Here is a 16,951-nt window from a genome sequence, read left to right as displayed (position 1 = left end):
GGAGTGCCGGAGACAGGGAAGGACCCATGCGACAGGTACTGAGCCGACAGGTACTGGGCAAGGGGGTGCTCACGGCGGCGGCCGCCTCGAGCCTGCTGTCGATCGCGACCGGCGCGGCCTGCGCGCACCCGGCGGCGATGGCCGAAGCCTCGCATTCGCCTGGTGTGCTGTCCGGCAACAGCGTCTCGGTACCGATCACCCTCTCGCCGAACGTGTGCGGCAACAGTGTGGACGGCGGAGCAGCGCTCAACCCCTCGTTCGGGAACACGTGCGCCACCACGACCGGTTCGGACGCACACCACGCCGACCACGACTACGGGCGCTACCTCAGCCCCGAGAACGCCGAGGTCTTCGAGCGCTACCTCGAGGAGCGCCAGGGCGGCCGGCACGCGCTGCCGGAGCAGCGCCGGGAGGAGCCCCGTTACGAGGAATCCCGCCGGCAGCCGCCGCGGCACGCGGCACCCCGTCACGAGGAGTCCCGCGACGAGGGCGGCTACGGCGGTTCGGGTGAGGAGGGCGACCGGAGCCACAGCGGACCGGCCGACCACCGCGATCACGGCGGTCCGGCCGACCACCGCGACCAGGGCGGACCGCGCGGGCAGGGCGGTCACCGCGGCCCGGACGAGGAGGAGTGCGACGACCACCCGCACACCCTCCCGGCCCCGGCGCCCGCGGCCCACCACGCACCCCCGGCACCCGAACGGCCGCAGCCGCGGCCCCACCCGAGGCCTGAGGCGGAGCACCCGGCTCCGAGGCCCGCCCCGGTCCCCGATGCTCCCGTGGCGCAGACGCCCGCGCCGCCGAAGCCCGCGCCGGAGCCCGTCCCCGCTCCGGTGACCCTCCCGGCTCCGGTCGCGGAAGCGCCCCGGCCGCTTCCGGCCCCCGCGCCCGTCGCCGAGGAAGCTCCCGTCCCCGCGCCGCCGCACGGCAGCCGGTTCGTGGAGCACCCGGCGCCGGCCACCGCGCCCGAGGTCGTCCGTCCCGCCGACCAGCCTCCGGCCGCTCCCGGCGGCGACACCCCCGTCCACCTGGCACCGGCACCGGCACCCGCACCGGTGCCCGTCCCCGCGGCCCCGGTACCGGTCCCGGCCGCGCCCGCTCCCGCCCCGGCCCACGTGTCGGCGCCGGCGCTCGCCGAGACCGGCGCGGGTCAGCCCGCCGCCGCGGCGGCCCTCGCCTCGGCACTGATCCTGGGCGGCGCCATTCTGTACCGGAGGTCCCGTAACTCCTGACCGGCAATACCGGTAATCGGAAGAAATGTCGGCCGGAGAATCCCTGACGGGTTCTCCGGCCGTTGCCGTACGCGTTTCCGGAGCGGCGGGGAATCGTTACCCAGGGCGAAAGCGGCGCGACGGTCGCCACTGGTCCCTCTGTCCACGAAAGAAGAGGATTTCGATAATGAAGCTCACGAAGGTCGCCGCGGTCATCGCCGGCTCCGTTGCCGCGCTCGGCGCCTCCGCTCCCGCCTTCGCCGCCGACGCCCCGGCCGCGATGCCCCCCACGAGCCTGACGGGCGGCGCCACCGAGACGTTCAACTCGCTGGCCCCGGTGACCGAGTCGCTCCCGCAGACCCTGGGCAACGGGCTGGCCGAGCAGGGCGAGACCGTCACCGAGGTCGTGAACACCGCCCAGCGCGTCAACCAGGTCCGGAACAATGCGCCGGCCGAGGTGCTCGAAGTGGCGAACGGTCTCACGCAGGCGTCCCCGCTCCTCGGTGGCGTGAAGCTCAACGGCGGGGCGCACTGAGCCCGTCGGGTCACCGCCCGGAGCACAAACCGCTGTGGGCGCCACCGGCGAAGCCGGTGGCGCCCACAGTCAGGTGTGCGACAGACGTCAGTCGTTGACGCAGACGTTGCCGAACGCGGGGTTCAGCGCAGCGATCACGTTCACGGTGTTGCCGCAGAGGTTGATCGGAACGTGAACCGGGACCTGGGCCAGGTTGCCCGAGAGGACACCGGGGGAGCCCACGGCCGCGCCCTCGGCCGACGAGTCGGCCATGGCGGAGCCGGCGGCACCGGCCGCAGCGAGACCGGCGGAGGCCAGGACCAGGGCGGCCTTCTTGGCAGAGTTCATGGGAAGTGCACCTTCTGTTCGATGTTCTGCCCCGACGCGGGGCTCACATCGAGCGAAACGGTTCAGACTCCCGGACGACACGGCCTCGCACGCAATCAGACCTGTTCAGCTCAATAGTCGTAATCACGCACGGTTTTTTTCCGGCCGCCCTCCGCCACCCTGCCCTCCCGCTACGGGAGGCCGGGGCGCTCCGGCACGATCTCCACCGGCGTCAGAACCGGATTGGCCGGTGCCGGTGCAGGCTTGGCCGGGACCACCGGCTTGGACACGGGCGCCGCCGGCTTCGAGACGGGTGCCGCCGGCTTCGAGACGGGGATCTCAGGAACCTCGGGGGTCTCCGGGATCTCGGGGATCTCGGGGATTTCGGGAATCTCCGGGATCTCGGGGATGGAGGGGATCGGCAGCGACGGGATCGCCGGCAGGTTCGGCAGCGTCGGCAGCTGGACGGGCGGGAGCGTCACCCCCGGCAGCAGGTTCTGGAGGGACTTGAGGAGTCCGTCCAGGGTGGCGGTGATCCCCGCGAGGAGGTCGTCGAGCGGGCCGGCCGCCGCCACACGGCGGTCGATCTGCTCCTGGGCGGCCGCCACTCGTTTCCTGACGGCGGCTGACGCGTCACCGTCCGCGGCGCCCGCGGGGGCGGCCGCGCCGGTGAGTATGACGACGGCGAGGGCCGACGGGACGAGGACGCGGCTGCGGAACGGCTTCGTGCGGTGCATAGGGGTTCCTTCGGTGGTCGCACAGAGGCGGACCCGGGCGATCCGCTTCCTTACCCACCGTGCGAACACCCTGCACGGAGCGCAACCGGAGCGTGCGGGATGCCGGTCGGCCGTACGGGCTGCGTACGGGCTTCGCGCACACGTCCGCAGGAGGCTCACCCGGGGTGGGGAAAACCTCGAGCCGAGCGGGCCGTTCGGGTGAAGCCGCGGAACCAACCCCCAGGCAGGGCAGTTGACCAGGACGCTCCACTAGCGGGCACTCGTGCGACAAAAGGACCAATGATGCTCAAGAAGATCATGACTGCTGCCGCGGTCACCGCCGCCGCCGTCGGCGCGGGCGCTGCTGTTGCCGCCCCGGCCATGGCCATCGGCAACGACAACGGGATCACCACCATCAACGGGAACGGTGCTTCCCAGATCTACGGCAACCAGAAGACCGCGGGCGACCTGAGCCCGCAGCTCAGCCTGGTCCAGGGCACGCTCAACAAATCAACGTCCTGTCCAACCCGCAGAACCAGCAGTGCACCGAGAACTCCACCCAGGCCAAGGGCGACGAGGCCCTCTCGCACATCCTGGACAACATCCCGGTCCTGTCGGGCAACGGCGCCGTCGGCAGCTGATCTCCGCTCCCCTGACTTTTGCAGTCCGGGCCCACCCCGCCCGTGGAGCGATGTGACAAGGGCCCCGGCAGCCTCCAGCTGCCGGGGCCCTTGCGCGTGCCGGGCGTCAGCCGGTCCAGAACTCCCACCACCGGGTGAGGATCAGCATCCCGATCACTCCGATGTGCAGGGCGGGCGGGGCCCAGCCGAACTCGGCGAAGAGGGTCCGCACCGGGCCGGGAGCGGGCAGGGCGCGGGTGCGGACGTTGTACGCGGTGACCGCCCAGAACATCAGCAGGGTGGCCACCCAGGTCAGACAGCACCACAGGCAGAGCGCGTTGATCTCGTACAGGGACTGCGCCATCAGCCAGCTGCAGAAGCCGACTCCGAAGAGGGTGCCGGCGTTCAGTCCCAGCCAGAACCAGCCGCGGTAGCGGGCGCCGGCCAGCAGGCCCGCGCCGACGCACACGACCGCCCCGTACGCGACCAGTCCCAGCAGGGGGTTGGGGAAGCCGAAGGCCGCCGCCTGGTCGCTCTGCATGACGCTGCCGCAGGAGACCACGGGGTTGAGGCTGCAGGCGGGCTTGAAGTCCGGGTCCTCCAGCAGCAGGAACTTGTCGAGGGTGATCACCCAGGCGGCCAGCACCCCGGCTGCCCCGGTCAGCACCAGCAGCCAGGCCAACGCCCGGGGGGTGGCGGCCGGTTCGTCCTCGTCTCGACGGTGGGGCCGCCCCTGCTGGCGGGGAAGGCCCACTGTTTTCGTAGCCATACGGCCCATGTTCTCCCGCTCCGGCACAGACCCGGGTGAACCATGCGCATCCCTGCGCAAGTTGACCTGAAGGGGTGGGGGAACCCCTGATGCTTCCCGGACGTTTTACCGAATCCCGGACGTGATGTCAGAGCCAGGGGCTACGTTGAGCTTCCGCGAAGTCACTAGCTGCGACGGCCTGGAGACCCACCTTGAGCGATCCGTACGAGACAACCGAGGCGCACCTCGAGCGACTCCTGGGCCGCGCCCTCAACTCCTTCGACCTGCCGGACCGGTTGGTCGAGCGCCTCGGTACGGCGCTCGCCCACAGCTCTTCCCTGTACACCACCCACCACAGCCCGGCGGCGGGGCGGTGGCGGGAGACCCACCGGCACACGTACCTGCTGTCCGACGGCGGTTCGGCGTCCTTGTGGGAGCTGGTGTACCGGCTGGAGGGCGACCGGACGATCCGGCACGAGGTCTTCGCGAGCAAGGCGGACACCTGCCTGGCCGTGGCCCGGCTGTTCGGCGACGCCCCGGCGGAGGCCGCTTTCGACCCCGAGCTGGATCCGGCGTTCGCCGCTGCCGAGGAGGATCCGGACACCGACGTGGCGGTGCTGAGCGCGCTGTTCGCGGCCGGTGCGCCGACGCACCGGCACCGGGAGTACGCGGTGGAGGAGTCCGCCGACCATGCGCGCAGGGTGCTGCGGCGTGCGGAGAACCCGGACCGGCCCGGCGAGGGGACGGCGCTGCTGCTGAGATCGGCGTACGCGCACCGGATCACCCAGGCGTTCGGCACCAGGCCGCGCAGGGCGGACGGGCGGAGAGCCGGATTCAGCCTGTACGAGCACTCGTTCGTACTGCTGGACGGGAGCGAGGTCAGCCTGTGGGAGGTCGAGCACACCGCGACGCCGGACGGGCGGCACATGTGCGAGGTGTACGAGAGCGAGGCGGCTGCCCGCGGGGCGATGGAGCTTCGCGCACGGGTGAGGTGAGGCTGCTCCAGGGGGTGTCGTCGAAGTAGCGCCGTCCGCCCGTGAGGCCGGACGAAAGTTTGGCGACGCCCCCCAGCACCGCTTCACGGCGTGGCGGGGGCGGACAGGCGGAGGTCCGGGGGCGGGTTCCCCGTGACGCGGACCGCCTCGGGGCGCAGGTCCGCGGGGACCGGCATCGCACTGCCGGGGAGCTGGACGGCGGCCGCGCCGTGGGCCAGGGCAGAGGCGAGGGCCCCGGGGCCGGTCCCGCCCTCGATCAGGAAGCCGGCCAGGGAGGCGTCGCCCGCTCCGACGTCGCTGCGGACGGCGGCCACGGGGGCCGTGCCGTGGAAGGTGCCCTCGGTGCTCACCAGGAGCTGGCCGTCCGCGCCGAGCGAGGTCAGCACCGCGCCCGCACCCCGGGAGCGGAGCTCCTGGGCCGCCCGGGCGACCTCGCCCAGGGTGGTCAGCGGGCGGCCGACCGCCTCGGCGAGTTCCGCGGCGTTGGGCTTGATCAGGTCCGGGCGGGAGTGCAGTGCGGCGGTCAGCGCCGGGCCCGAGGTGTCCAGTGCGACCTTGGCGCCGGCCTCGCGGGCCCGGGCGACCAGGTCGGCGTACCACTCGGGCGGCAGGCCGCGCGGGAGGCTGCCGCAGGCCGCGATCCAGGCCGGTTCTCCGGCCTCGGTACGGACGGTCTCCAGCAGGAGGGCTGATTCCTCCGGGGTGAGTTCGGGGCCGGGCGCGTTGATCTTGGTGAGGGTGCCGTCCGGTTCGACGAGGGAGATGTTCGACCGGGTCTGCCCGGCGACCGTCACCGCGGTGACGTCCACGTCCTGTGCACCCAGCAGTTCGGCGATCAGTGCGCCCGAGGCGCCGCCGAGCGGGAGGACCGCCGTCGTGAGCACTCCCGCGGCGGCCACCGCGCGGGAGACGTTGACCCCCTTGCCGCCGGGGTCGACGCGGTCGCCGGTGGCGCGCAGCACGGCGCCGCGGTCCAGCGAGGGGACCTCGTACGTCCGGTCGAGGGAGGGGTTCGGGGTGACGGTGAGGATCATACGAGCACGACCTCTGCTGATCACGCGCCCACGGTACGCCCGTTCCGGACCAAACCAAAGCAAACGGGCATGTCCGCCGGCGAAGCGGACATGCCCGTCAGCGGGAACGGTGGGGGCTACCCGGCGGGGACGGCCTCCGGAGCGGCCGCGGACTCGGCCTGCAGGCCGCCCTCGCGCTGCTCCGTCGGGACCGACTTGCGCGGGAGGACGAACATCACCGCGAAGATCACGATCATCACGGCCGCGATCCACCACAGCGCACCGTGGAAGGCGTCGACGTACGGCGCGCCGAAGACGCGGTCGTCGTCCATCAGGCCGAAGAAGACGACGGAGGTGAGGCCGAGGCCCAGCGCGTTGCCCATCTGGCCGGTGGTGTTGATCAGACCGGAGGCCGAACCGGCGTGCTCGCGCGGCACCTCGGACAGCACGGTGTCGTTCAGCGGCGCGACGATCAGCCCCATGCCGAGGCCCATGAGGATCAGGGGTGCGGCCATCTGCCAGGAGGCGATCTCCATGCCGTAGCGCTGCGCCTCCCAGATGTAGAGGAGGATGCCCGCGGCCATGACGAGCGCGCCCGCCTGGAGCACCTTGCGGCCGAAGCGCGGTACGAGCTTCCCGACGGACATGCCCGCGGCGGCCGAGACTGCGAGGGAGAAGGGGATGCCGGTGGCACCGGCCTTCAGGGCGCTCCAGCCGAGGCCCATCTGCATGTACATCGTCCAGACCAGGAAGAAGATGCCGGTCGCGATGCCGAAGGTCAGCTGGACGGCGATGCCGCCCGCGAAGCTCTTGACCTTGAAGAGGGAGAGCTCCACCAGCGGGGAGCCGTCCTTGCGGATCTTGTACTTCTCGTACGCGATGAAGGCGGCGAAGACGAAGGGCGAGGCGATCATGCAGGCGAAGCCCCAGACCGGCCAGTCGTTCTCGCGGCCGTGCGTGAGGGGGAAGATCAGCATGACCAGGGCGAGGGTGGCCAGCACGACACCGACCACGTCGAGGCGCAGGGCCTTGGGGGCCTTCGACTCGGTGATGAACTTGCGGCCCAGGATCACGCCGGCGATGCCGACCGGCAGGTTGATCAGGAAGATCGGGCGCCATTCGAGACCGAGCAGGTTCCACTCGGTGAGCAGGGCGCCGAGCATCGGGCCGGAGACGGCGCCGAGGCCGACGATCGCGCCGAACATGCCGAAGACCTTGCCGCGCTCATGGGGCGGGAAGGTCACGTGGATGATCGCCAGCACCTGCGGGACCATCAACGAGGCCATGCCGCCCTGGAGGATGCGGGAGGCGACGAGCATGTCGGGGTTGGCGGCGATGCCACAGAGCAGCGAGGCGGCGGTGAAGCCGGCGATGCCGATGAGGAAGAGGCGCTTGCGGCCGTAGATGTCACCGAGACGGCCGCCGGTGATCAGGCCGGCGGCGAAGGCGAGCGCGTAGCCGGCGGTGATCCACTGGATCGCGCTGGTGGAGGCGCCGAAGTCCTCGCGCATGCGGGGTATCGCGATGTTGACGATCGTGACGTCGACCAGGTCCATGAAGGCCGCGGTCATCACGATGGCGAGCGCCAGCCAGCGGCGGCGGTCGGCGGGCGAGCTGGAAACTGCTGCGTCGTGGACGGTGTCGTTCCGCTCTTCTCGTATGGGCCCGTTCTCTCTCTCGGGCGCTGTCTTGGACGTCTCGCTGCTCATGGAGAGAAACCTAGACGGCATGTAGGTCAGTTGGTGTCCTATTTTGCTGGCAACCTGGATCGCATGACGGACACCCCGGCACGGCTGCTCACCCTGCTCTCCCTGCTGCAGACCCCGCGCGAATGGCCCGGGAGCGAGCTGGCGGAACGGCTGCGGGTGAGCGCGAGGACCATCCGGCGCGACATCGAACGGCTGCGGGAGCTCGGGTACCCGGTGGAGGCCACGCTGGGCGCCGAGGGCGGGTACCGGCTGGTGGCGGGGGCCGCGATGCCGCCGCTGCTGCTGGACGACGAGGAGGCGGTGGCGATCGCGGTGGGCCTGCGCGCGGGCGCCGGGCATGCGATCGAGGGGGTGGAGGAGGCGTCCGTACGGGCCCTCGCGAAGCTGGAACAGGTCCTGCCGGGGCGCCTGCGGCGCCGGGTGGGCGCGCTGCAGTCGGCCACGATCGCGGTGACGCGGGGGGACGGGGCCAGCGTGGACCCGCGGACGCTGACGACGATGGCGTCGGCGGCGGCCGGGCCGGAGCGGCTGCGGTTCGCGTACCGGGCGCGCGACGGGGCGGACTCGCGGCGGCTGGTGGAGCCCTACCGGCTGGTGAGCACGGGAAGCCGGTGGTACCTCGTGGCGTACGACCTGGGCCGGGAGGACTGGCGGACGTTCCGCGTGGACCGGGTGGCGGAGCCCTTCGCGACGGGCGCGCGGTTCACTCCGCGGGAGCTGCCGATGGAGGCGGCGGAGTTCGTACGGCGCGGGCTGCGGGGCGGGGAGACGTACGCGGTGGAGGTGTCGTTCGCAGGCCCGGCGGAGGCGCTGCCGGGGTGGCTGCAGGCCGACGCCGAGTCCGAGGGCGCGGGCTGCCGGGTGCGCTTCCCGAGCGCGGACTCCCCGGAGTGGGTGGCGGCCCGCCTCGCCCTGGTCGGCATTCCCTTCACGGTCCACGCCCCGGACGTCCTGGCGGCGGCGGCCCGTGCGCTGGCCGCGCGCCTGACCTCGGCGACGGCTCCGTAGCCGGGGACACCGCCCGGGGCTTCACCGCCGCAGGGGCGGAAAAGGGAGCCCCCGGCGTCTGGGGGGGGTGACGCCGAGGGCTCGTTCGAGGGGGCTTCGTGCGGGCCGGTCAGGCCACTGCGTCGAAGCCCGTGTCGCGGGCCATGCGCTTCAGCTCGAGGAGCGCGTGCTTCTCGATCTGGCGGATCCTCTCCCGCGTCAGGCCGTGCTGCTTGCCGACCTCCGTCAGGGTCCGTTCGCGGCCGTCGTCGATGCCGTACCGCATCTTGATGATCGACGCCGTGCGCTGGTCCAGCTTGCCCAGCAGGTCCTCCAGCTCCTCGCTGCGCAGGAGCGACAGGACGGACTGCTCCGGCGAGATCGCGGAGGTGTCCTCGAGGAGGTCGCCGAACTGCGTCTCGCCCTCGTCGTCCACGGACATGTTCAGGCTGACCGGGTCGCGCGCCCAGTCCAGGACGTCGCCCACGCGCTTCTCCGTCGAGTCCAGCTCGGCGGCGATCTCCGCGTGGTCCGGGTCCCGGCCGTTCTCCCGGTTGAACTCCCGCTGGATCCGGCGGATCCGGCCGAGCTCCTCGACCAGGTGCACGGGGAGGCGGATGGTGCGGGACTGGTCGGCGATGGAGCGGGTGATGGCCTGGCGGATCCACCACGTGGCGTACGTGGAGAACTTGAAGCCCTTGGCGTAGTCGAACTTCTCGACGGCGCGCACCAGGCCGGCGTTGCCCTCCTGGATCAGGTCGAGCAGGGGCAGGCCGCTGCGCGGGTAGCGGCGGGCGACGGCCACGACCAGCCGGAGGTTGGAGCGGATGAAGATCTCCTTGGCCCGCTCTCCCTCGGCGGCCAGGGCTTCCAGCTCCTCGCGCGACGGCATCTCGCCCTCGCGCTCCGTCTCGCCGTCGAGGATCTGCTGGGCGTACACGCCCGCCTCGATGATCTGCGAGAGCTCCACTTCCTTGGCCGCGTCGAGCAGCGGGGTGCGCGCGATCTCGTCCAGGTACATGCCCACCAGGTCGCGGTCGGCGATCTCCCCGCCCACAGCGCGGGCGCTGCCCCTGGACTGACGACGGGCGACGGCGCGGGTTGCCATGCGTGCTCCCTTGCAATGATTTAGGTCGCGGTGCGGCTGCTGGAACGCGGCTCTGCGTCCCTGGACACTCTCCCGAGTGCCCGCTTCCGAAGGAAACAACGACTGGAATCGGGACAGAATTCCCACGCCGGTCCCTCTTTTTCGAGATCTTGCAGTATCCTGCCTCGCCTCCCTCGCGCAGGGAGCGGGCGGGATAGCTCGAAGAGATGCAGGTCAGGCCCGCGTTCGAGGCCGGCCCGGAAGCCTTCGCCGACCCGTACGGGCGCCGCGTCCGTGAGACCGCCGTCACACTCCGCGACATATGCCATAGCTGCACTCCACCCCTGAAGACGGCCCTCGCCCGTCTCCGGTTGCCTGGGCAACCGGCCCATTCCTAGCCGAACTGGACCGATCGCTTCGAAAGGCCCCTCCAGAAGCCGTCGACCGCGTCGGAGCGGCGGGCGAGATCGCCCGGGGCGTCCGCGGCGCCGAGGGTGACGAAGAGCGGGGCGAAGTGCTCCGTACGGGGGTGGGCGAGGCGGCCCGCAGGGGCCTTGGCCTCGAAGTCCAGCAGCGCGTCGATGTCGGACGCGGCCAGCGCCTCGCGGCCCCACGCGTCGAACTCCGCCGACCAGGACGGGACCCCGGGGCCGGTGTGGCGCAGCGCGGCCAGGTTGTGGGTGAAGAAGCCGCTGCCGATGATCAGGACGCCCTCGTCGCGCAGGGGTGCGAGCTTGCGGCCGATGTCCATCAGGCGGCGCGGGTCCAGCGTGGGCAGGGAGATCTGCAGGACCGGTATGCCGGCCTGCGGGAACATCTCCACGAGCGGGACGTACGCGCCGTGGTCGAGGCCGCGGTCCGGGACGTCCTGGACGGGGGTGCCGGGGGCGTGCAGGAGGGCCCGTACGGAGGCGGCGAGCGCGGGGGCGCCGGGGGCGTCGTAGCGGACCCGGTAGTAGTGCTCGGGGAAGCCCCAGAAGTCGTACACGAGGGGGACCGGCTCCGTGGCACCGAGGGCGAGCGGGGCCTCCTCCCAGTGCGCGGAGACCATCAGGATGGCGCGGGGGCGGGGCAGCGCGGCGGACCAGGCGGCGAGCTCACCCGGCCAGACCGGGTCGTCGGCGAGCGGCGGGGCGCCGTGGCTCTGGTAGAGCGCCGGCATGCGGGCCGGGGAGTCGGAGGACGGGGAATCGGGGGCCGGGGAATCGGCGGGGGTCGCGGAATCGGCGGGGGCCGGGGAATCGGCGGGGGTCGGGATGGTCGTCACGGGGCGCTCCTCGTTCGTCAGCGCGGGGCCGTGCCGGGCACGAGACCGGCCCCTTGTCGTTCAAATTTGAACGATAAGGGGCCGGCAGTCATTCCCGGGGTTCCCCGAGCCGCGTCAGTGGGCGATCACCGGGACCTTCAGCTCGGCGTCGGCGCCCGCGCCCGCACCGGAGGCGACGGGGCCGCCGGCACCCGGACGGCCGGTGTTGATCAGCGTCAGCGCGATGGTCGCGCTGGCGGCGAGGATGCCGACCGCCCACCAGATGGCGCTGGAGTACCCCTCCACCATCGCCTGGGCCTGGATCAGCTTCGCCGCCGGGCCGCCCGCCGCGGCCTCGGCCGCGTGGTCGGTCAGGTACGCGGTGGTCGCCGAGGCGGCGATCGTGTTCAGCAGGGCGGTGCCGATCGCGCCGCCGACCTGCTGCGAGGTGTTGACCATGGCGGAGGCGACGCCGGCGTCTGCCGGGTTCACCCCGTGCGTGGCCAGCGACATGGCCGGCATGAACGCCGTACCCATGCCGAGGCCCAGCAGCAGCTGCGCCGGCAGGATCAGCGCCGGGTACGAGGACCCGACCTCGAGCTGGGTCAGCATCAGCATGCCGCCGGCGGCGAGCAGGAAGCCCGGGCCCATCAGCAGCCGGGGCGCCACCCGGGTCATCAGGCGGGCGCCGATCTGCGTGGAGCCCGTGATCATGCCGGCGATCATCGGCAGGAAGGCGAAGCCGGTCTTGACCGGCGAGAAGCCCTTCACGACCTGGAGGTAGTAGGTGAGGAAGAGGAACAGGCCGAACATCGCGATGACGGCCAGGCCCAGGGAGAGGTAGACACCGCCGCGGTTGCGCTCCAGCAGGACGCGCAGCGGCAGCAGCGGGGACTTCACCCGGGACTCGACGAACACGAAGGCCGCGAGCAGCGCCGCCGAGGCGATGAACATGGCCACGGTGACCGTGTCGGACCAGCCGGCCGACTCGGCGCGGGTGAAGCCGTAGACCAGCGCGACGAGGCCGAGCGTGGACAGGACCACACCGGGGACGTCGAGCGGCGCGCGGTTGCGGCCGCCGGCGGGCTCGCGGATGACCAGCCAGGCACCCACGGCCGCGGCGATCGCGAACGGGATGTTGACGAAGAAGGTCCAGCGCCAGTTCAGGTACTCGGTGAGGAAGCCGCCGAGGATCAGGCCCACGGCGCCACCGCCGCCGGCGATCGCACCGTAGATGCCGAAGGCCTTGGCGCGCTCCTTGGCGTCGGTGAACATGACGGCCAGCAGGGAGAGCGCGGCCGGGGCGAGCAGGGCGCCGAAGGCACCCTGGAGGGCGCGGGCGCCGAGCATCATCGCCTCGCCGTTGGCGGCGCCGCCGAGCGCGGAGGCCAGGGCGAAGCCGATGAGACCCACGATGAAGGCGTTCTTGCGGCCCCACTTGTCGGCGATGCGGCCGCCGAAGAGGAGCAGTCCGCCGAAGGCCAGCGCGTAGGCGGTGATGACCCACTGGCGGTTGCCGTCGGAGATGCCGAGGTCGGTCTGGGCGGACGGGAGGGCGATGTTCACGATGGTCGCGTCGAGGACGACCATCAGCTGCGCCAGGGCTATGAAGACGAGTGCCTTCCAGCGGCTGGGATCGGCAGCCGGCGCGAGGGTCGCGGCCGTTTTTGGCATGGGGATACCCATTTCGTGTGCGGAATGACTGAAAAAGCTACGTTTACAACGTTTAAACCGGGTTTACGACGCTAGCGGGCGCGACCCGGGGGCGTCACATGGTTTTCTGCCTCAGGTCGTCGAGGGTGGCCGCCGAGCCGGGCAGCTCGGAGCGGGCCGGAGCCCGCAACCCGTCCAGGAACAGCTGGAGATGACGGTGGACGAATCCCTCCACCTCGGTGCAGCTGATGCCCGGCAGGGGCCGGCTGAGCTGGGAGAGGGCGACCATCAGGTCGCCGACGCCGATGTCCGTGCGGATCAGCCCGGCCTCCTGACCGGCCGTCACCAGGGTCTCGACGGCTTCCGCCAAGGCCTCGCGGGCCGCGACGAGTTCGGGGTGCTCGCCGTCGAAGTCGCCGGCGAGCATGGGGCACAGGGCCCCGATCCGCTCGTCCGCGGCGGCGTGCGTGAAGCGGCACAGCGCGGCGAAGGCGTCGGACTCCTCGGCCAGCGAGTCCTCGGCCTGGACCGTGACCCGGTCCATGACGAAGAGCACGACGTGGTGGACCAGGGCGGCTCGGTCGGGGAAGTGCCGGTAGAGCGTGGCGTTGCCGATGCCCGCCCGGCGGGCGATCTCGTCGAACGGTGCGCCCGAGCCCAGCTCCACGAGCACCTCGCGCGCCGCCACCAGGATCCGCTCGCGGTTGCGGACCGCGTCCGCGCGCGGACGCAGGACCCGCGCGGGCTCGGGCTCCGCGGCCGTCAGGCCGTCGCCCGGCCGGTCCCCCGACAGGTCCGTGGCCGGCAGGTCCGTGCCCGGCAGGTCCGCGGCCGCCTGCGGGGCGGCCGGGGCCGCCGCGAGGGTGGTGGAGCGCTTCATTCGAGGCCTCCCTGGGCCTGGGACTCGTATCCCGCTCCTGTAAACGGGGAGCTGGTCCCCGCTTTGCGGGACTCCCGTACAAACGGGGATCGAGTCCCCGGTTATTTCACTCTCATGTGTGACCTGGGCAACACCCCGGCTCCCGTTCGGACGCACCCGACGCGCGGGCGCGCCGGAGCCGACGGAGGGTGATCGCACAGAGCGCAGTCCGGGCCCGGCCGGCTGCCGCGGACCCGAAGGCGATCTCCATGCCGCAGACCCGCCACCGGATACGCACGCCACGCCGTGCCGGCGCCTACATCGGCCTCACCGCGCTGGCCCTCGGTGTCACCGCCACCGCGAGCACCGGGATAGCCGACCGCAGCCACTCCGCGGCCGGGCCCGTGGCCACGAGCGCCGAGTCCGCGCTGGCGCCCTGCCGGATCACCGGCGCCATGGGCGTGCAGATGTCCGAGGGCATGCCGACCCCGCCGGGGTACTCCCGCTCGACCGGCGAGGTCCGGGCGCTGAACCTGATGATCGACTTCCCGGACGCCAAGGGCGAGGGCACGGCGCTGGACCGGCTCGCGGAGTTCTTCCCCCAGACCTCCGAATGGTTCCGCACCAGCTCCTACGGCCGGCTCACGTACCGGGCCGAGGCGCCGATAAGGACCTGGCTGCGGATGCCGATGCCGTTCGCCGCGTACGGGATCGAGCGCGGCTCCGCGTACGAGCCGGGCTACCGGCAGCTCGTCGAGCACATCGCGAAGGCCGCCGACTCCGAGGTGGACTTCAGCCGCTACGACCTGGTCAACATCCTGGTCACCCCGAACGCCGGACCGTCCGCCCTGGACACCGTGCTCTCGGTGACCTTCTCCGGCAACGGCGAGGCCCCCATGGCCGACGGCGTGCCGCTCGCCAACACGTCCTTCGTCTACAGCCGCCAGGACGACGGCTCGGGCTCCTACCGGGAGACCGGCTACCGGGTGCTCCCCCACGAGAACGGGCACGTCTTCGGACTGCCCGACCTGTACACCCCCGACGGCGGGGGCGCGGTCGGGCACTGGGACATCATGAGCGAGGACTGGGGCGCCAACAACGACCTGCTGGGCTGGCACAAGTGGAAGCTGGGCTGGCTGGACGGCTCCCAGATCAGCTGCGCCTCGAAGTCCGGCATCAGCGACCACACCCTGACCCCGCTCGGGGTGGAGGGCGGCACGAAGCTGGCCTTCGTACCGGTGTCGGAGAGCGCCGGGTACGCGGTGGAGGTGCGCACCCGGTCCGGGAACGACGAAGCCGTCTGCAAACCCGGCGTCCTGATCTACAAGGTGGACTCGCAGGTGGACACCGGGCGCGGGCCCGTGACCGTCTCGGACAGCGCGACCGGCAGCGGCGGCTGCACCCGGCGGCCCAACGTGCACGGGGAGCTGTCGGACGCGCCGTTCCGGCCGGGAGAGACGTTCACCGACGACAAGGCCGGCATCAGCGTCTCGGTGGTGGGCGAGCTGCGCAACGGCAGCTTCCAGGTCCGGATCACCCGCCCCTGAGGCCGGACGGCTTCAGCTCACGAAGACCCGAGGAGAACCGGATGACGACCGGCACCCCCGAAGAACGGCTCGCCGCGGCCGGACTCAGCCTCCCGAAAACGCTCGCCCCGCTGGGCACGTACGTGCCCGCCCTGGTCAACGGGCATTACGTGTACACCTCAGGCCAGCTCCCGATGGTCGACGGCGAACTGCTGCTGACCGGCAAGGTCGGGGCCGAGGTCAGCGCCGAGCAGGCAACGGAGCTGGCCCGGCAGTGCGCGCTGAACGCCCTCTCCGCGATCGCCTCGGTCAGCGGCGACCTGTCCGCCGTCAAGCGCGTGGTCAAGGTGGTCGGCTACGTGGCCAGCGATCCGCGGTTCACCGGCCAGCCGGGCGTGGTCAACGGGGCCAGCGAGCTGTTCGGCACCGCCTTCGGCGACGCCGGCATCCACGTCCGCAGCGCGGTGGGGGTGGCGGTGCTGCCGCTGGACGCACCCGTGGAGGTCGAGGTCACCGTGGAGCTGCACACCCCGATGGGCGTCTGAGGCGCAGGGTCACGCGGCTCCGCCGGCCTGGTACTCCTCCCAGGTCCACAGGAGTTGGCGGCGGGCCAGGACGCCGACGGCGTGGCGGCGGTAGCGGGCGGTGCCGCGGATGTCGTCGATCGGGTTGCAGGACGCGGCCGCGAGATCCCCGAACTGCTTCGCGATCGACGGGGTGATGACCTTGCGGGACTCCCAGAAGCCGCCCTCCTCCAGCGCCGCGGCCAGGAACTCCTCGGCCGTCTTCGCCCGGATCGGCGTGGGGGCCGCGGAGCCGATGCCCGTACGGACGGTCCGGGACGCCAGGTGCAGGGCCAGGCCGAAGGCGCAGACGGCGATGACCATGGCGTTGCGGGTGCCGACCTTGGAGAACTGCTGGGGCCCGTCGGCCCTGGCCACGTGGACGGCCTTGATCAGCTCGTCGGGGGCGAGGGCATTGCGCTTGACCCCGGTGTAGAACGCGTCGATCGGGATCAGCCGGGAGCCCCGTACGGACTCCACCTCGACCTGCGCGCCGGCCGCGAGGAGCGCCGGGTGCGCATCACCCGCCGGGGACGCCGTACCGAGGTTGCCGCCGACGCTGCCGCGGTTGCGGATCTGCGGTGAGGCGACGGTGTGCGAGGCGAGGGCCAGCCCCGGGAGTTCCGCGCGGAGGTGCTCCATGATCTCCGTGTACGGGACGGACGCGCCGAGCCGTACGACGTCCTCGCCGATCTCCCATTCCCGCAGCAGCCCGATGCGGTTCAGGTCCATGAGGTACTCCGGCCGGCGGTGGTCGAAGTTGATCTCGACCATCAGGTCGGTGCCACCGGCGATGGGCACGGCGGTGGGGTGCTCGGCCTTGACGGCGAGCGCCTCCTCCCAGCCGGCGGGGCGAAGGAAGTCCATGGGGGTCCCATGGACCGGGGTGTTCGGGCTCAAACCGATTCAGGCGGAATTCCCCCGGTCATCCGGACGCTGCGGGCGTTCGCCGAACGTCATCCCGTTGAAGTCCCGGCTGCAGGCGGACCCGTAGAAGGTGCCGCCGGAGATGTTGCTGCTCACGGAGTCGTCCACGGCCCGTCGCCTCCCAACACCCCCGCCCGAGCGCCCCTGTGGGACTCGGACGGCGGTGGCACCACCACAGCGGGAAACAGGACGGTCGTCATCACGGCCTTCGGCATCCGTGTGTCCTACGTGGTGCGGCGGGCACGGGCCG

The 16,951-nt window shown here is 71.9% G+C and carries 17 protein-coding genes and 1 pseudogene; 7 read left to right on the top strand and 11 right to left on the bottom strand.

Going from position 1 to position 16,951, the window contains the following annotated elements:
- The first annotated feature begins 26 nt into the window (after positions 1–26).
- The gene (locus IF09_RS48135; RefSeq protein WP_030302690.1) at positions 27–1,232 is read left to right on the top strand and encodes a chaplin; all 1,206 of its coding nucleotides are present in this window, start codon (positions 27–29) and stop codon (positions 1,230–1,232) included.
- A 166-nt stretch (positions 1,233–1,398) separates the two neighbouring features.
- Positions 1,399–1,746, top strand: coding sequence for a hypothetical protein (locus tag IF09_RS0134570; protein WP_030302689.1), 348 nt, complete (start codon positions 1,399–1,401; stop codon positions 1,744–1,746).
- An 87-nt stretch (positions 1,747–1,833) separates the two neighbouring features.
- Here IF09_RS0134570 and IF09_RS0134565 read toward each other — a convergent pair whose 3' ends face one another.
- Together IF09_RS0134565 and IF09_RS42200 are read right to left on the bottom strand one after the other, a co-directional pair.
- Positions 1,834–2,073: a chaplin gene (locus IF09_RS0134565; RefSeq protein ID WP_030302687.1), complete on the bottom strand. Its 240-nt coding sequence runs from the start codon at positions 2,071–2,073 to the stop codon at positions 1,834–1,836.
- A gap of 170 nt (positions 2,074–2,243) precedes the next feature.
- Positions 2,244–2,789: a hypothetical protein gene (locus IF09_RS42200; protein WP_051833411.1), complete on the bottom strand. Its 546-nt coding sequence runs from the start codon at positions 2,787–2,789 to the stop codon at positions 2,244–2,246.
- Between the two features lie 282 nt (positions 2,790–3,071).
- Here IF09_RS42200 and IF09_RS47610 point away from each other — a divergent pair.
- Positions 3,072–3,409, top strand: a pseudogene (locus IF09_RS47610) (rodlin).
- A 106-nt stretch (positions 3,410–3,515) separates the two neighbouring features.
- Here the strand turns inward: IF09_RS47610 and IF09_RS0134550 are convergent.
- Positions 3,516–4,157, bottom strand: coding sequence for a vitamin K epoxide reductase family protein (locus IF09_RS0134550; protein WP_030302686.1), 642 nt, complete (start codon positions 4,155–4,157; stop codon positions 3,516–3,518).
- A 191-nt stretch (positions 4,158–4,348) separates the two neighbouring features.
- Here IF09_RS0134550 and IF09_RS0134545 point away from each other — a divergent pair, with 191 nt between their 5' ends.
- Positions 4,349–5,131 (top strand): DUF6227 family protein, encoded by a 783-nt coding sequence (locus IF09_RS0134545; RefSeq protein WP_030302684.1) that lies wholly within the window; start codon positions 4,349–4,351, stop codon positions 5,129–5,131.
- An 83-nt stretch (positions 5,132–5,214) separates the two neighbouring features.
- On the opposite strand, the gene pfkB is transcribed toward IF09_RS0134545, so the two are convergent.
- Entirely contained in the window at positions 5,215–6,165 is a 951-nt protein-coding gene (gene pfkB, locus IF09_RS0134540; RefSeq protein WP_030302682.1) for a 1-phosphofructokinase, read from the bottom strand.
- 116 nt (positions 6,166–6,281) lie between these two features.
- A complete protein-coding gene (locus tag IF09_RS0134535) occupies positions 6,282–7,853 on the bottom strand; it encodes an MFS transporter (RefSeq protein ID WP_030302680.1) in 1,572 nt (523 codons plus the stop codon).
- 63 nt (positions 7,854–7,916) lie between these two features.
- On the opposite strand from IF09_RS0134535, the gene IF09_RS0134530 reads away from it, so the two are divergent.
- Positions 7,917–8,861 (top strand): helix-turn-helix transcriptional regulator, encoded by a 945-nt coding sequence (locus IF09_RS0134530; RefSeq protein WP_030302678.1) that lies wholly within the window; start codon positions 7,917–7,919, stop codon positions 8,859–8,861.
- A 109-nt stretch (positions 8,862–8,970) separates the two neighbouring features.
- Here the strand turns inward: IF09_RS0134530 and IF09_RS0134525 are convergent, their stop codons facing one another.
- The 4 genes from IF09_RS0134525 to IF09_RS0134510 form a co-directional block, all read right to left on the bottom strand.
- Positions 8,971–9,948 (bottom strand): sigma-70 family RNA polymerase sigma factor, encoded by a 978-nt coding sequence (locus IF09_RS0134525; protein ID WP_030302676.1) that lies wholly within the window; start codon positions 9,946–9,948, stop codon positions 8,971–8,973.
- Between the two features lie 373 nt (positions 9,949–10,321).
- Complete coding sequence (locus tag IF09_RS0134520; RefSeq protein WP_030302674.1) at positions 10,322–11,089, bottom strand: dioxygenase; 768 nt, start codon at positions 11,087–11,089, stop codon at positions 10,322–10,324.
- Between the two features lie 219 nt (positions 11,090–11,308).
- Complete coding sequence (locus IF09_RS0134515) at positions 11,309–12,847, bottom strand: MFS transporter (protein WP_030302672.1); 1,539 nt, start codon at positions 12,845–12,847, stop codon at positions 11,309–11,311.
- Between the two features lie 94 nt (positions 12,848–12,941).
- A complete protein-coding gene (locus IF09_RS0134510) occupies positions 12,942–13,592 on the bottom strand; it encodes a TetR/AcrR family transcriptional regulator (protein WP_051833441.1) in 651 nt (216 codons plus the stop codon).
- A 362-nt stretch (positions 13,593–13,954) separates the two neighbouring features.
- Between IF09_RS0134510 and IF09_RS0134505 the strand changes: the two genes are divergently transcribed.
- Together IF09_RS0134505 and IF09_RS0134500 are read left to right on the top strand one after the other, a co-directional pair.
- Entirely contained in the window at positions 13,955–15,232 is a 1,278-nt protein-coding gene (locus IF09_RS0134505) for a M6 family metalloprotease domain-containing protein (RefSeq protein WP_030302668.1), read from the top strand.
- Positions 15,233–15,273: 41 nt separating this feature from the next.
- A complete protein-coding gene (locus IF09_RS0134500) occupies positions 15,274–15,756 on the top strand; it encodes a RidA family protein (protein ID WP_030302666.1) in 483 nt (160 codons plus the stop codon).
- Positions 15,757–15,765: 9 nt separating this feature from the next.
- Here the strand turns inward: IF09_RS0134500 and IF09_RS0134495 are convergent, their stop codons facing one another.
- Entirely contained in the window at positions 15,766–16,641 is an 876-nt protein-coding gene (locus IF09_RS0134495; protein ID WP_030302664.1) for an FAD binding domain-containing protein, read from the bottom strand.
- A gap of 39 nt (positions 16,642–16,680) precedes the next feature.
- Positions 16,681–16,809 carry a hypothetical protein gene (locus tag IF09_RS48130; protein WP_267882197.1) on the bottom strand — a complete coding sequence of 43 codons (129 nt, stop codon included), beginning with the start codon at positions 16,807–16,809 and terminating at the stop codon, positions 16,681–16,683.
- Positions 16,810–16,951: the final 142 nt, after the last annotated feature.

The sequence above is a fragment of the Streptomyces katrae genome, from assembly GCF_000717655.1.
GTDB lineage: Bacteria > Actinomycetota > Actinomycetes > Streptomycetales > Streptomycetaceae > Streptomyces > Streptomyces katrae_B.
The sequence above is the reverse complement of the archived record's forward strand: the minus strand, read 5'-3'. Positions and strand labels throughout refer to the sequence as shown.